This is a genomic window from Niveispirillum sp. (assembly GCF_017996735.1).
Lineage (GTDB): Bacteria > Pseudomonadota > Alphaproteobacteria > Azospirillales > Azospirillaceae > Niveispirillum.
Map to the genome: position 1 here is coordinate 24,043 of NZ_JAGOGJ010000061.1, position 15,650 is coordinate 39,692.

General features: G+C 63.8%; 10 protein-coding genes and 1 pseudogene. 3 read left to right on the forward strand and 8 right to left on the reverse strand.

The genetic code is table 11. The features are described from left to right. Positions 1-8: 8 nt before the first annotated feature. From KBA48_RS18535 to KBA48_RS18545, 3 genes are all read right to left on the reverse strand, one after another. Positions 9-1,157 (reverse strand): PHB depolymerase family esterase, encoded by a 1,149-nt coding sequence (locus tag KBA48_RS18535; RefSeq protein ID WP_292909089.1) that lies wholly within the window; start codon positions 1,155-1,157, stop codon positions 9-11. A gap of 62 nt (positions 1,158-1,219) precedes the next feature. Further along, on the reverse strand, positions 1,220-1,639 hold the full coding sequence (locus KBA48_RS18540; protein ID WP_292909091.1) for a CopG family transcriptional regulator: 420 nt from the start codon (positions 1,637-1,639) through the stop codon (positions 1,220-1,222). A 72-nt stretch (positions 1,640-1,711) separates the two neighbouring features. Beyond that, the gene (locus KBA48_RS18545; RefSeq protein WP_292909093.1) at positions 1,712-3,754 is read right to left on the reverse strand and encodes a sugar nucleotide-binding protein; all 2,043 of its coding nucleotides are present in this window, start codon (positions 3,752-3,754) and stop codon (positions 1,712-1,714) included. Positions 3,755-4,207: 453 nt separating this feature from the next. Here KBA48_RS18545 and glf point away from each other — a divergent pair, with 453 nt between their 5' ends. Further along, positions 4,208-6,313, forward strand: a complete 2,106-nt coding sequence (gene glf, locus KBA48_RS18550; protein WP_292909095.1) for a UDP-galactopyranose mutase — start codon at positions 4,208-4,210, stop codon at positions 6,311-6,313. Between the two features lie 57 nt (positions 6,314-6,370). Beyond that, positions 6,371-6,682 (forward strand): hypothetical protein, encoded by a 312-nt coding sequence (locus KBA48_RS18555; RefSeq protein WP_292909097.1) that lies wholly within the window; start codon positions 6,371-6,373, stop codon positions 6,680-6,682. Between the two features lie 97 nt (positions 6,683-6,779). Here KBA48_RS18555 and nhaA read toward each other — a convergent pair whose 3' ends face one another. The 5 genes from nhaA to KBA48_RS18580 form a co-directional block, all read right to left on the reverse strand. Continuing rightward, complete coding sequence (nhaA, locus tag KBA48_RS18560) at positions 6,780-8,099, reverse strand: Na+/H+ antiporter NhaA (RefSeq protein WP_292909099.1); 1,320 nt, start codon at positions 8,097-8,099, stop codon at positions 6,780-6,782. Between the two features lie 114 nt (positions 8,100-8,213). Next, on the reverse strand, positions 8,214-8,603 hold the full coding sequence (locus tag KBA48_RS18565; protein ID WP_292909101.1) for a PRC-barrel domain-containing protein: 390 nt from the start codon (positions 8,601-8,603) through the stop codon (positions 8,214-8,216). A gap of 83 nt (positions 8,604-8,686) precedes the next feature. Beyond that, positions 8,687-8,857, reverse strand: coding sequence for a hypothetical protein (locus KBA48_RS18570; RefSeq protein ID WP_292909103.1), 171 nt, complete (start codon positions 8,855-8,857; stop codon positions 8,687-8,689). Positions 8,858-9,213: 356 nt separating this feature from the next. Then, positions 9,214-9,993 (reverse strand): OmpA family protein, encoded by a 780-nt coding sequence (locus KBA48_RS18575; RefSeq protein ID WP_292909105.1) that lies wholly within the window; start codon positions 9,991-9,993, stop codon positions 9,214-9,216. A gap of 313 nt (positions 9,994-10,306) precedes the next feature. After that, positions 10,307-11,101 carry a hypothetical protein gene (locus KBA48_RS18580; protein WP_292909107.1) on the reverse strand — a complete coding sequence of 265 codons (795 nt, stop codon included), beginning with the start codon at positions 11,099-11,101 and terminating at the stop codon, positions 10,307-10,309. A 630-nt stretch (positions 11,102-11,731) separates the two neighbouring features. Here KBA48_RS18580 and KBA48_RS18585 point away from each other — a divergent pair. After that, a pseudogene (locus KBA48_RS18585) lies at positions 11,732-15,650 on the forward strand (glycosyl transferase); the annotation flags it as partial.

Below are 15,650 nucleotides of genomic sequence, written 5' to 3' on the forward strand. Positions count from 1 at the left end.
ATCGCGCATCAAGGGGCGGTTGCTGCCGCGGTGCGCCCATGCGCCAGGAAGAAGCGCACCATCTCCCGCGTTGCGTCGGGCCCGCGCGGATCGGTGTAGGATCCGGACGCGCTGCCGCCGGACCAGGCATGCCCGGCGCCCTGGATCTCCCAATGCTCGCACAGGTCCCGGCCGGACGCGTCGGCATGGATGGTGCGGGTATAGGCGCGGCCGCCCGGCACGGCCCCGCGCGACACGGTCGGCCGCAGACCCATCGTGGTGCCCAGGGCCTGGGCCGCGACGGCGGTTCCGTTGGCGGGATGGACGGTGGTGTCCTGGTCGCCATGGAAGATGATGGTCGGCACGGGGCCGGCACCGCGCCGTCCACCCGCCGCCCCGTTGCGCATGGCGGCAAAGGCGGACGGCATGTCGCGCGCCGCGCCCAGCGGCAGGCCGGAATGCACGCCGACGGCGGCATAGAGATCGGGATAGGCCGATCCCATGATCACAGCCGCCGCCCCACCGGCCGACAGGCCGGCGACATAGACGCGGGCGGGGTCCACGGAATGTTCGCACATGATCGTACGGGTGATCCCCGCGATCAGCGCCGGCTCGCCCCGGTCGCGCCCCTGATCGACCGTACTGAACCAGTTCCAGCAGCGGTTAGGATTGGCGGATCCGGGCTGCTCGGGATAGGCGACCAGGAAGCCATGTTCCTCCGCCGCCAGGTTCATGCCGGTGCCGGCCGCAAAATCGTCGGGCGACTGGGTACAGCCATGCAGCATGACAATCAGCGGCATCGGCCCAGCCGGCCGGTTGGCCGGGACATACAGCTTGTAGGTCCGCGTACCCGCCGCCTCATGATAGGATGCGGTGGTGAAGGAAGCCCCTTCCGGCGCAGGCGGGGCCACGGGCCGAAAGGCGCCCTGCTGCCCGCCCGGCACGGCGCGGGACAGGCGACGCAGCGTCTCGCCCAGACCCGTCCGCGGCCTTGGTGACGAGGGGGCGGGGTCCAGGACGGTGAATTCCGCGTCGATGATGGAGGGATCGGGGGCGGTCGCGGGGTTGGGCGACCCGCCCCTCAGCATCTGCTGGATAAGGGCGGTGGCCTCGGACAGCCTGCCGGCGCCGGTAAGGCGGACCGCCTCGGCCATTCCCTGGGGAGGTTTGAAGTGCATGTCGATGCTTTCTTTCGTTCCGGGAAGGGCATTTGTCGGGGGAGGAAGAGAGGACAGCCGGACTATCGCAGCCGGCCGGTCAATGCCGCCTTGACGGCGGCGGAGGCATGCAGCCCGCCCAGCACCGTCAGGGAGGCAATGGTGGCGCGGGCCAGTTCGGGCGTCACATCCGGGGCGATGCTGGCCAGACCCAGGACGCGGATATCGAGCATTTCGCCCGCATCCCGCGCCGCCTCCAGTTCCTGGCGGCTGAGATGGCGCAGGCCGAGATCAACGCTCTTGCGGGTCACCGCCTGTCGCACCGCCTCGCCATGCCGCTCGATCTGATTGCGGATGGCAGTGCGGATGAAGTCGGTGCGGTTGGAATAGAACCCTTCCTGCACCAGCAGGTCGATATGGCCCAGATCGACAAAGCCCAGATTGATGGTGATCTTCTCGCTGTCCGGCACCTTGGGCCGAAGGTCATGAACATTGTCCGCCATCACATCACCATCCTTTCACCATCCATCTGGATGGTATATAGATGGTAAAACCATATTGGCCTTTCAAGTGGCCTATCGACCGAGTTCGGCGGCGAACCGTTCCACGGCCGAGGTCAGGCTTGGCATGATCAGCCCGCGTTCGCTGGACATGGGTGCGTGGCGCGGGCGCCGCGCGGTCCAGCCCATGGAAGCCGCCGGCCGCGCATCGACAAGGTCGGTCGGCAAATCCAGCGCCGTGCCGATCCCGACCGCAAAATCGGCCCAGGACAGCGCCCCGCCATTGGCGAGATGCCAGAGGCCGGTTTCGTCATCGATGATCAGGTCCAGGGTGGCGCGCACCAGATCCGGCACATAGGTCGGCGAGGTGATGCAATCCCCCGCCGCATGGAACGCCCGCCCGGCACGAAGCGACGTGACAAGCCGGGCCGCAAAATTCTGTGTGTCATAGGGGGAGAAGAAGGATGCGGTGCGCACCACGAGTGTGCGTCCCCGCGCGGCCAGCAGAACGTCGTCGGCCCTGGCCTTGCTGATGCCATAGATATTCAGCGGCGCCGTCGCGTCGCTTTCCACATAGGCCCGGTCCGACAGGCCGTCAAAGACCAGATCGCTGGAAAAGCCGGTATAATGGACGCCGCGCCGCCGGCAGGCCTCGGCCAGATCGACGCTGCCCGTGAAGTTGGTGGCAAGGCAGGCCTGTTCATTCTCCTCCGCCTCGTCAACCCGTACCCATCCCGCACAATTGATGACGGCCCACGGCTGCACGTCGTCGAGAACACGGTCGATGGAGGCGGGAACAAACAGGTCCAGCATGCCGCGTCCCGTCAGGACATGGTCGATGCCGCGCAGACGGCACGCCCCGGCGAAGGCCTGGCCCAGCGTTCCCGTGGCGCCAACGATCAGCAGGGGCCGTGCCGGACGCGACGGGATGGCGCGCGCGTGGCGGCGCCACCAGCCGGCCACATCCAGCACGGGATGGTCCGGCACCTGTCCCCCCGCCATCAGGCGCAACATGGGGGCCAGCGCCGTCTCGCGCGGGACGGCTCCCCTGATGTCGAAAACGCCGCTTTCATAATGGCCGGCATCGCGCGTCAGCAGGCTGTCCCAGTCATAAGAACCCAGCAGGCTCCATGCCGTCACGGCCTCGATCGCCATTCCTTCGGCGCGCAGCCGGCCCGCTACCTCCCACGCCTCCCGCAACCATCGCATCTGCTCCTCTCGGGTGCAGCCATTATGGATTTCCGTCACCGCCATGGGCACGCCGTAACGATCCCAGCAGGCCCGCAAGGCCCCCTCCAGGCCCGGCGGCTGGTCCGTGACCCGCACAGCCTCCACATCCGCCAGAGGACCGTAAGAGCAGGCGCCATGGGTGGTGGCGGGATAGCGGTCGAGCCGGTGATCGAGGAAACGGTCGCTGGTGAGGTAATGGTTGATGCCCATGATGTCAGGCGGGCAAGGGTTTGCTTCCAAGGAGCGCAGGCGCTGCTGAAAACCCATGCCGCACAGCCGGTCCCAGAATGGATGGCTGTCCGCGAAACGCCCGGCCAGCAGGTCCCAGGATGCCCAGCGGCGCTGATTGTCGAAATAGGCCTGTGGCGCGCGCTGTGGCGTGGCACCGGTATGGCCCAGATCCTCCGTCTGGATCAGCCGTGCCGCCGGATTGACGGCGCGGATGGCCTGCATCGCGGCGCGGATGGCGTCGATCTGGTTGATCAGGGCCAGCCAGAACGCCGGCTCATCCCGCCGGTGCGGATACCAGAGGCCGTAAAGCGCTGAAAAGCGGGCGGTAGTCAGGGGCTCATTCACGGGCGTCCAGTCGCGGACCCAGGGATAGCGCCGCGCGGCATCGGCCGCATGCCGCGCCAGACCGGCCGCGAAACCCTTGTCCAGAAGATCGGTGCCATGCGGACCGCTGCCATGATGCACCAGCCCCAGGATGGGGCGGATGCCCAGTCTGCGCAGCCGCGACAGCCGCCCATCGTGCCAGGCCCAGAGACGCTCCGGGTTCCGGGCGCGGGCAAAGGTCTCCCACAGCAGCGGGTATCGCAAGGCCGTCAGCCCCAGCCCCGCGAAACGATCAAGATCGTCCGTGCGCGCTTCATGGCCGCTCAGCGCCATCTGATCAAGATGACGGTCGCCGATCCGGTTGATGGTGCATTCGACACCTCCCCAAAGGGCCGGCGCCGGTAACGGGTGTGCTCGTTCGACGGTCAGTGGGATACCCTCTCTATAGGCCACGACTGTCGTGGCAACATTAAGTAAACACGACAGCCCTCAAATCGAACCGGCCCTTCTGTCGAAATCGTCATAACACGGGTTAATTTTCGGTCAGGAGAATGGAGCATCCATTTCGCCGGCACGTTGCCCCGATACTTTTCTCACCCTTTTCGAAAGCCAGAAATCATGACGCTGGTGTGCTTTTCACATCTGCGGTGGGACTTCGTGTTCCAAAGACCGCAGCATCTCATGGCGCTCCTGGCGCATGACTTTCCCGTAATCTTCTGGGAGGAGCCGGTTTACGGCCCTGCCGGCAGTGAACCTTCCATCAAAAGCCGGTCCCCGGTCCCGAACGTGACCGTGGTCACCCCGCGTCTGCCGGAAGGTCTTTCCGCCACGGCGGCCACCGCCGTGTTGCGCGCCTTGCTGGACACCTGTGTTACCGGGTCGGCCGCTCCGCTGATCCGCTGGTACTACACGCCCATGATGCTGCCCTTCTCGCGGCACCTGTCGGCCGCCTGCACGATTTACGACTGCATGGATGAACTGGCGAATTTCCGCTTCGCGCCGCCGGAACTGGGCGCGCTGGAGGCTGAACTGCTCGCCGCCGCCGATCTGGTCTTCACGGGCGGCCACAGCCTTTACGAGGCCAAGCGCACGCTGCACCCTTCGGTCCATGCCTTCCCGTCCAGCGTCGATGCCCCGCACTTCGCAAAGGCACGCGTGGCCAGCGCCGATCCCGCCGATCAGGCCGGCCTGCCCCGGCCGCGCCTGGGCTTCTATGGCGTGATCGACGAGCGTATGGACCTGGAGCTTCTGGCGGCCATGGCCGATGCGCGGCCCGACTGGGCGCTGGTCATGGTCGGCCCGGTGGTCAAGATCGACCCCGCCGACCTGCCCCGCCGTCCCAACATCGCCTATCTCGGCGGCAAGACCTATGACCAGTTGCCGCTTTATGCCGGCGGCTGGGACGTGGCCTTGATGCCGTTCGCGATCAACCCGTCGACGCAGTTCATCTCACCCACCAAGACGCCGGAATATCTGGCGGCGGGCCTGCCCATCGTGTCGACGCCGATCACTGACGTGGTCCGCCATTACGGCACGCTGGATGCCGTGGCGATCGCCGCGACGCCCGAAGCCTTCATTGCCGCCTGTGAACAGGCGCTCGCCCTGTCGCGGGAACCTGTCAACGCCGAGTGGCGGCGGCAGGCGGATGCGGCCCTGGCCGGCCAATCCTGGCAAGCCGTCGCCAAGGCCATGCGGACCCTCATCGCCCAGGTCGTCCGGCCGGCGCGTGCCGCACGCAGCGGGCATTATGATTATCTGGTCGTCGGTGCCGGCTTCGCCGGGGCCGTCATGGCCGAACGCCTGGCGCGGGATGGCGGGAAACGTGTCCTGGTCATCGACCGGCGCGACCATATCGGCGGCAACGCCTTCGACCATCATGACGCGGCCGGCATCCTGGTCCATCGGTACGGGCCGCACATCTTTCACACCAACAGCCAGGAAATCGTCGATTACCTGTCGCGCTTCACCGACTGGCGCCCCTATGAACACCGTGTGCTGGCCGATATTGACGGGCTGCGTGTGCCCATGCCCATCAACCGGACCACCCTGAACAGCCTGTATGGGCTGGACCTTCAGGATGATGCGGATACCGCCGCCTTCCTCGCCACCCGTGCCGAACCGGTCGATCCCGTCACCAGTTCGGCCGATGTCGTGATCTCCAAGGTCGGCCGCGACCTGTATGAAACCTTCTTTCGCGGTTACACGCGCAAGCAATGGGGCCTGGACCCGTCGGACCTGGACAAGTCGGTGACGGCACGCGTTCCCACGCGCACCGATGCCGATGACCGCTATTTCACCGACAGTTTCCAGGCGATGCCGGCCGATGGCTATACGGCCATGTTCACCGCCATGCTGGACCATCCCCTGATCGATATCGAGTTGGGGACGTCGTTCGAAGAAGCCTGTGCGCGGGTGAGTTATGACCGGCTGGTCTTCACCGGACCCGTCGATGAATATTTCGGATACCGGTACGGCAAGCTGCCTTACCGGTCCCTGGAATTCCGCCATGAAACGCTGGAGCAGGAATGGCTGCAGCCCGTGGCCGTCGTCAACTACCCGTCGGAAGATGTGCCCTATACCCGCGTCACGGAATACAAGCATCTGACGGGGCAGCGTGCCGCCCGCACCAGCATCACGCACGAGTTCCCCTCGGCCACCGGCGATCCCTACTATCCGATCCCCCGGCCGGAGAATGAGGCGCTTTACAAGCGCTACGCCGCATTGGTCCGGGCGACGACCGACGTGCTGTTCGTCGGCCGGCTGGCAACCTACCGCTATTACAACATGGATCAGGTTGTCGGCCAGGCCCTCGCCTCCTATCGCCGCCACAAGGCGCAACTCAATCTGGTGCGCGATACGACGGCGGACACCAGGGCCATCGCCGCCGAATAGGCGTCAGGCCCAGCGCCTGACACGCCATCATCCCCAAGACACAAAGAAGGAAGCATCATGATCACGGACACAAATCGCAACGACGCCAGCGGGGATGCCCCCGCCAAACCCGATCCCGGCCCGACCCAGTCGGGTGCGGCCTGGAAGGATGGCGTGACCCCCAAGCCGTCGGCGACCGCCCCCTCCCCGACAGACCGCCACACGCACCCTCACCCGGACGGGCCGGCCGACACCGGCCCGGATACGAAGAATGGCAAGCAAGCGGAGGAAGCCGAACCGCCGGCCAAGCGATCCGCCCTGCGCCGTTGGCTTCCCGCCGGTCTGTTGGTGGTGGGGCTGGCCGCCTTGTGGGCCAAGATGAAAAAGTAGCTTCCGGGCACAGGAACCGCGATGCGGGAGATATCAATCCGCCTTGACCGTGACCGGTCAAGGCGGATTTCCTGTTACTTGGTGCGGCCAGCCGGGATCATGCCGCGTGGCGTTTGGGAACGGTCAGCCAGGCCAGCATCAGGAAGCCAAGGATCGCCGCAAGGGCGGAGGCGCCAAGGACGCCGAGCTTGACCGAATTCAACAGCGCCGCGCCAAAGGCCAGTTCGGCGATGAACAACGCCATGGTAAAGCCGATGCCGGTCAGCAATCCGCCCGCCGCCACCAGCGGCCATGACAGATCGTCCAGCCGGATGGCAAGGCGCGACGTGACGGCCAGAAAGCTGAAAAGCAGGACACCAACCGGCTTGCCCACCACAAAGGCCACGATGATCGCCGTCGTCAGCGTGGGGTCGAAGGTCGCGGCGGCCATGGGAATACCCGCATTGGCCAGGGCAAAAAGCGGCAGGATGGTGAACGCGACCAGGGGATGCAGGGTGAATTCAAGCCGCTCGATGGGAGACAAAGCCTCCCGCGTGGCCACGCCGGCGCGTTGGAGGTCGTTGCGCGCGGCGGTGGTGCCCTTGCGTTGCCCACCCGGTGGAAGGGCCGTGACCCGGCCCAGGATGGCGTGCAGACGAATGGTGCTGACCCAGCTTCGCGCCGGCGTCATCAGGCCCAGCAGCACACCGGCCAGTGTGGCGTGAAGACCCGAGGCGTCCAGTGCCAGCCAAATGCCCCCACCCATCGCGAAATAGACCGGAATACTGCGTATGCCCAGCCGGGCGATGATCGCCACGGCAGCAAATCCCAGACCGGCGATACAGAGCACGCCCCAGTTCAAGGTCGCACCATACCCGACCGCCACCACCAGAATGGCGCCGACATCGTCAAAGATCGCCAGGGAAAGCAGGAAGAGCCGCAAGCTGGCCGGGATGCGGGCACCAAGTACGGCAAGGCAACCGATGACAAGGGCCGTATCCGTGGACATCACGGTTCCCCAGCCGCTGGCGCCCGGCCCATTGCCAACGATCAGCGAAAACAGGCCGGCCGGCACCGTCATTCCACCGATCGCCGCAGCGATCGGCAGGGCCGCCACCCGGGGATCCCGCAACTCCCCCAACACCAGTTCGCGTTTCAGCTCCAAGGCAATGACGAAGAAGAACAGCGTCATCAGCCCGTCATTGATCCAGTGCTTCACGGACCGGGACAATTCCACATCGCCAAAGCTGATGCCGGCATGAATTTCCCAGAAGGCCAGGAACGGGGCAGACCAGGGGCTATTGGCAAGGGTCAGCGCCAGTAAAGTACAGAGCAGAAGGACGATGCCGGCCATCGCCTCGATGCGCAGGAACCGGATGAATGGCTTGGTCAGCCAATCGGCCGGCTCCCGTGGAAGCTGGGAAAGGCTGCTGTTCATTCCCGGCACCTTCCCGCGCATCCCGGAGCATGATTTTCCTTCATGCTCCGCCTTTCCGGCGAGCAACCGGGCAGGTGAGATCAGCAGGCGTCGGCATGTCAGCCGAGATCATGATCATGAAGCGTATTTGAATTCCGGCAGCTTCTTCAAAGTTTCCTTGGTGGCATCGCGCAGGATGAACTTCTTGTCCGTCACGTTCAGCGCCGCATAGGAGACGACCACATATTTCGACCCCATGCCAAGGAAACCGCCGACCGACAGCACGGCAAACGGCACCCGATCATTGGGCGTCACGATCAGATCATCGATGGTGCCCACCGTCTCGCCAGCGGCATTGTACACCATGCTGCCCACCACCTTCGAGGTGCGGTAGCCGGTGGCCAGGGTGGTCGGGTCCACCTGCGTCAACGCCATGGTCTGCGGCGTTCCCTGTGCAAAGGCCGGTGCGCCAGCCAGCAGCGTGGCCACGGAGAAACCGGCGAGAAGAATGGTGAAACGTTTCATGATTGCGTCCTTCATTACGGGGTAGACATGGAGAAAGTGCCGGCGGTGGAGGGGCGTCCACCGCCGGCACAGCCAGTCAGGCACTATTTCTTCTGCGCATGCTTGGCGTTGGTGTCCTTGTCATGCTTGTCAGCATGAGCGCCCGACGTGTGCGACGACGTTTCGGCGGGCTTGCCCTTGCCGGCCTGGGTCGGGGCGGCGGCGGGTTTGTTGGCGGGCTTGTTGCCAGACTTTTCCATATCGATATCTTTCATGTTGTGGCCCCCCAAACAGGGGGCGGAAAGGATGGCCGTGGAGACACGAAGAAATCGCGCCCTCCATCACGACAATTCGATCATCTTCAGAAGAAAAGATCACCGAACAAATTATAATATAATGTGCATGGGCAATAATATTGAGATCGGAGAATACCTATATGGAAAATTTATCTGCATATTCGACGATATTGATAAATATTCTTCGATAATAAGGGTGATTTTGAATTATCGCAGATCAGTTGCCGCCCAACGCGCCCCCTGCGCGCTTCCGCGCGGCGGCGCCCATGCCCCCGAAGCCTTTAAACCCAATGAGTTGGATTGAAGGCTTCGGCGCCATGATGGGAGATGGTCGGTTACTTGACCACGCCTTCCACCACACGATTGAGCGGCTGACGCACCCCGTCGGCCTGCGGGACCGGCAGTTCACGCGACCCGACCCACCGCACATCGATGCGTGATGACGCCACGCCGGCGGCGATCAGCGTGTTACGCACGGTTTCGACACGCTGGCGTGACAGGTCCATGTTGTAATAATCGGTACCGATGCTAGACGCCTTGCCGACCAGGGTGACACGGCGGTCGGGATCGTTGAGAATCTCCTTGGCGGCATCGCGCAGGATGGTCACGCCGTCCGGGGTAAGCGTCGCCTTGTCGAAATCGAAGTAGGTATTGTACGAAGTCTGGCGATAGACGGCCGCCACCGGTCCCGGTGCCGCGATGACCGCCACGACCAGGGTCGTCTGGCAAGGCGTGGCCGTACCCTCGATCGTGGCGGGCGCCAGACCCAATGCCAGGTTCTGGCACGCCACCTCCTCCACCGTCATTCCCTTGGCCCAGGCCCGCGTGGTTTCCGTGGGCATCAACCCATGGCCATGGGTCATGGCCCGACGCAGAAACGGCTCGGCCAGATCCATGCGGCCCTGCGACTGGTAAGAGGCGCCCAGGTTCAATTCGTCAATGGGGCTGTTGGGCCATTTGATGTTGGACGCTTCAAGAAGGCGGGTGGATTCGGCGTAGTTCCCGGCCTTCAGGGCCACATAACCCGGCGAGCTTGAAGACACATTGGAGCCCGTGCAACCTGCCAGCAGCAACAAGCCGATGGGCAGGGCGTATATCATGGTGATTTTCGACATGAGGATATTCCTGCATCTCAAATCCAGGAAATCCTGAATTCATTTCAGAATAATAATGCAAAAATTGTAAATAAAATCCAAGAACCGGAAACTACCTATAGAGGCCTACCCCAAAATAAACTGGCCTTTTCAAAACTGATAATATTGAAATTAAAGCGCACGAAATCTGACGACATCCGCAGAGCCAGAAGAAAAGGCGCGCCACATCCTGCTGCTGGCGCGCCTTTCCCGGCGGGCGATCCCGGGTGGCCCCGGCATCGCCCCCCCTTTTTTCCCTTATACCGTCGGTATGATACCGCTGCGTCGGGCCGGGTCAGACGATCTGAAACCCGGTATCCATATAAATCTGCCGGCCTTCGGCCTGGCCCCAGTTCAGATAGTGGAAGAGGGGGTTATAGCCCGCCGCCACGACATCCGGATTGTGGCTGAGATAGTCTGAGACATCGAAAAAGGGCGACGGATTGCGGTTTTCCTTCCAGCCATAGAAGGTGAAATGGGTCCACGGGTCCGCCCCGGAAGCGGCGACGTCGCTATTATTTTCCAGATAATAGCCGGCGTCGAACAGCAGATGTGTGCTTCGGCCTTCGGCCTTGCCATATTGCTGATAATGCGCGTTGGCCGGGAACTGAGCCGCGGCGACATCGCCGTTCACATTCGTATAATAGGCGGAATCAAAGCCGTTCCGGACCTCGAAAACGCGGTTCTCGTACTTGCCGTAGAGCTCGAAATGCTGCCGCCCGCTGGTATAGGTACCGTTCTGGACGGCAGCGCTCACATCCGCATTGTTTTGCAGATACACGTCTTCATCAAAGCCGAAGACGGGGGCGGCCTTGTAAAGCGGGACCACCTTGTCGGCGAAGACCGCGAACTGCACACCGCTCAGCGTATCCGTCCCCTCCGGTCCGCTGATCCGGACCGACGCGGTGTTGCTGTTCGTGATCGTATAGCTGGAGGAGTTGCCGCTATACACTGCAGCATTCTGGCCGCCACCGCCATTGAACGTGTCATTGCCGGCGCCACCGTAAAACAGGTCGAAGCCGATACCACCGTTCAGTCTGTCCGCTGCTGCGGTCCCGGAAATCCGGTTAAAGTGAGCATAGTTCGCCATGATCCATTCCCCATTATTTGATCCAGTTCCATAATAAAATGCTTAAATTCTTCGTAATGAGGAACCGACGGAAAATACCCACATGCAATTATAGGAATAAATTTTAAACTATAATCATTCTTGAGATTTTTTATTCCATCTATTCTTTCGACCCCTTAATGGAGCCAATCAGAATAATGGAAGCGATCCGTTGCCGCAGGGAACGGTGGGGACACGCCCGGCGTCATGCTTCCGGCAGTTCACTCAGGCCGTCATATCGATCTAAACCCCAATATCAGCCCCGTGCCTGCCGTAAGGAGACAGATATATCGTCGATTTTATTGAGGTATGGGTACTTTCCGAGCATGTTTATTGTCGATCGGAAATTATAAAATATTTGATCGATAGGTAGTTAATTCTCCAACCATACCTACCCTGATTTACGGACATTATGTGGAGTGTGCAGTGTCAGGGTACGGATCGAACATGGCTCCTTGACAGTCGTCCGACGCCGGACAAGCACCAGTCCACGGCCGCGCATCGGTTTCCCCGTGGGCAACAGGCTGGTTCTGACGGACCGCCGCCCCCTCCATCTCACCCTCTTCGTGTTGTGACAACAGCGAATGATCGGGTCCGCGAAAAGGCGACAGCATGAACATCTTGCGCGCAGCGCCTTCGACGGCCTTCTGGCAGGGCACCGAGGTCATCCGGGAAGAACTTTTCGGGATCGAGCGGCTGGAGGAACATGGCCGTTCCCTGGCGACGGCCCAGCCTGTGACCGACAGGCCATCGCGGGTCCGTCCCCTGGCGGACCGTCTGGGCGACAATGCCGCCGTGCTGCTGGACGCCTATCGCAAGACCGTTTCCGCCCTGGCCGAGGGCCGGGCCATTACGCCGGCCTCGGAATGGCTGGTCGATAATTACCATCTTGTCGAACGTCAGGTGCGGGAAATCGACCGGGATCTGCCGCCCGGCTTTCACCGCCAGCTTCCGAAACTGTCGGAAGGGCCGTTCGCGGGATATCCGCGCGTCTTCGGTCTGGCCTGGGCCTTTGTTGCCCACACGGACAGCCGGTTCGACCCCGAGATGCTGGTGAGGTACTTGCGCGCCTACCAGTCGGTTCAGCCGCTGACCATTGGTGAGCTGTGGGCGGTGTCGATCCTGCTGCGCATGGTGTTGATCGAGAATCTGCGCCTGTTGGCGGTGCAGACCCTGGCCAACCGCGATGCGCGGCACCAAGCCGACCATATCGCGGATCAGTTGCTGGGGCGGGCCGAAGCACCCGGTGCGGCGCCGGCCCAGGCCATGAAAACGTTGCAGGACCATGCCTTGCCGCCGGCCATGGTGGTGCAGTTGCTGCACCGGCTGCGCGACCCGGACCCGGACACCATCCCGGTGCTGGCCTGGCTGGATCAGCGGCTGGCGTCGCGCGGCCTGACCCCGGATGCCGTGGTGAACGATGTCCATCGCCGCCAGGGCGCCACCAATGTCACGGTGCGCAACATCATCACCAGCCTGCGCCGCATCGGTGATGTCGACTGGAAGGACCTGTTTGAACAGGCCAGCCCCGTCGATGATCTTCTGGCGACGGTGGATGATTATCCCCGAATGGATTTTGCGACCCGCAACCTGTACCGCAGCGCCATCGAGGATCTGGCGCGCGGCAGCCGCCGGTCCGAGCTGGATGTGACCCATCAGGTGCTGGAGGTGGCGCGGACGCAGGACGGGGCCGCCGATCCGCGCCGCCGCGATCCCGGCTATCACCTGCTGGCCCAGGGACGTCGGGCCTTCGAGCGTCATATCGGCTACCGTCCCTCCTGGCGGCAACGACCGGCCCGACTTGTCCGGTCCATGGGGCTTGGCCTCTATATCGGATCGATCACCCTGATTGCCGGTCTGATCCTGCTGTTGGTACTGCATGTCCTGGCACAGATTGGGGTTGGGGTGCCGGCCCTGCTGGCGCTGGGGCTGGTGTCGTTCATCCCCTGCATCGATGTGGCCATGGCGCTGTGCAACCGTGTCCTGTCGCTGGGCATCGGGGCCACGGCCCTGCCGGGTATGGCGTTGAAGGACGGGGTGCCGGCGGACCTGCGGACATTGGTGGCCGTGCCCACCTTGCTGACCACGCCCCGCGCCGTCGCCGAACAGGTGGCGCAGTTGGAGGTCCACCATCTGGCCAGTCCCGACGGCGATCTGCAATTTGTGCTTCTGTCCGACTGGACCGACGCCGCCACGGAACAGACGGCGGCCGACGACATCCTGCTGGAAGCGGCGCGGGACGGGATTGCCCGGCTGAACGCGCAGCATGGTCCGGCGCCCGGCGGCCCGCGCTTCCTGCTGCTGCACCGGAAACGCGTCTGGTGCGCCGGGGAAGGATGCTGGATGGGATGGGAGCGCAAGCGCGGCAAGCTGCATGAGTTGAACCGCCTGCTGCGCGGGGCAACCGATACCGGTTTCATGGATATCGGGGGCGGGGCGGTGCCCGTCGGGGTGCGCTATGTCCTCACCCTGGATGCCGATACACGCCTGCCGCGCGATGCTGCCCGGCGGTTGATCGGCAAGATGGCCCATCCGCTGAACCGGCCCCGCTTCGACCCGGTCGAAGGCAGGGTAGTCGAAGGCTTTGGCGTGCTGCAGCCCCGGATCACGCCCTCCCTGCCGGTCGGGCGGCGCGGATCGCTGTTCCAGCGCATCTTCTCCAGCCTGAATGGCATCGATCCCTATGCCGCCGCCATATCGGACCATTACCAGGACCTGTTCGGGGAAGGTACCTATGCCGGCAAGGGTATCTATGACATCGACGCCTTCGAACTGGCCCTGGCCGGGCGGGTGCCGGACGGCACGGTGCTGAGCCATGACCTGTTCGAAGGCAATTTTGCCCGCGCCGCCCTGGCGTCGGATGTGGAACTGGTAGAGGATTTTCCCACCCGTTACGACGTGGATGCCCAGCGCCATCACCGGTGGGCGCGGGGGGACTGGCAATTGCTACCCTGGCTGCTGGGACGCGGCCATGCCACCGCCGATGCCGGCCGGGCCAAGGGCCTTGTGCCCGCCGTGGGCCGCTGGAAGATGCTGGACAATCTGCGCCGGACCCTGGTGGCGCCCCTGATGGTCCTGTCGCTGGTCATCGGCTGGACCTTGCCATTCACGGCCAGCCTGGTCTGGACGCTGTTCAATGCGGCTCTGCTGCTGGCGCCACCCTTGTTTCCCATCATCACGGCCTTGGGGCCAGCCCAGACGGGCATGCGCGTTTCCAGCCATCTGCGCAAGCTGCTGGCGGAGGGGCGGCGCGCCCTGGTCCTTGCCGCGCTGACCGGCGGTTTTCTGGCCCATCAGGCCTGGATGCTGACTGACGCCATCCTGCGCACGCTCTGGCGCCTGTGGTTCAGCCATCGCCATATGCTGCAATGGGTTCCGGCGGCACAGACCTCCATCGCCCCCCGGCTGTCGCTGGTGGGAAGCTTCAAACGGTTGGCGGGGGCGCCGATCCTGGCACTGGCGGGTTTTGGGGTGGCCGTGGCGGCAGGGGATGGGAACTGGCTGCTGTGCCTGCCCTTCACCCTGCCCTGGCTGCTGTCGCCCCTGATCGCCGAACGCATCAGCCGGCCCACGCAAGAACAGGAACTGGACGATCTGGGGGATGAGGCGAAGACGAGCCTGCGCCTGACCGCGCGTCGCACCTGGGGTTATTTCGAACGGTTCGTCACGGCGGACGACAATATGCTGCCGCCCGACAATTTCCAGGAGACGCCGGCACCCGTGCTGGCCCGCCGGACCTCGCCCACCAATATCGGGCTTTACCTGCTGTCGGTGGTTGCGGCCCGTGATTTCGGCTGGATCGGCACCCATGACGCCCTGGACCGGCTGGAGGCGACAATGGGCAGCATGGACCGGCTGGAACGATACCGGGGCCATTTCCTGAATTGGTACGCCACGGCCGATCTGCGCCCGCTGGACCCGAAATATGTCTCTTCCGTCGACAGCGGCAATCTGGCCGGGCATCTGATCGCGCTGGCCAACAGTTGCGATGAATGGCGGACCAAGCCCCTGGCGGAGGCCGCGCGGGTGAAGGGGGTTGCCGATGCCCTGGCCCTGGCCAAGGAAATCCGGCCGACCGCCGGCCAGAGCGAGGCCGGCGGTCGCCTGGATCAGGCGCTGGACACGCTGGCCCGGGTCATCCGGCAACAGACGGGCAACGGCGATCCGGACACCATCCTGTCCAGCCTGACCACCAAGGCGGAACAGATCGCCGGATTGATGACGGCCCCGGCGCTGGCGTCACTGGGCGCCGATGCGGCCCATTGGGCGGGGGCCTGTCTGGACTGCATCCATTCCCATGACCGCGACGAACAGAATGACGAGGATCTGGCCCCCCGCCTGCTGGCGCTGGCCCAGAGGGCGCGGGCCCTGGTCGCCGCCATGGATTTCAGCTTCCTGTTCGACAGCGAACGCCAGCTTCTGTCCATCGGGCACCTGCTGAACGACAATGTCCGGGACCCGAGCTGCTATGACCTTCTGGCGTCGGAGGCGCGGCTGGCCAGCTTTGTCGCCATTGCCAAGGGTGATATCC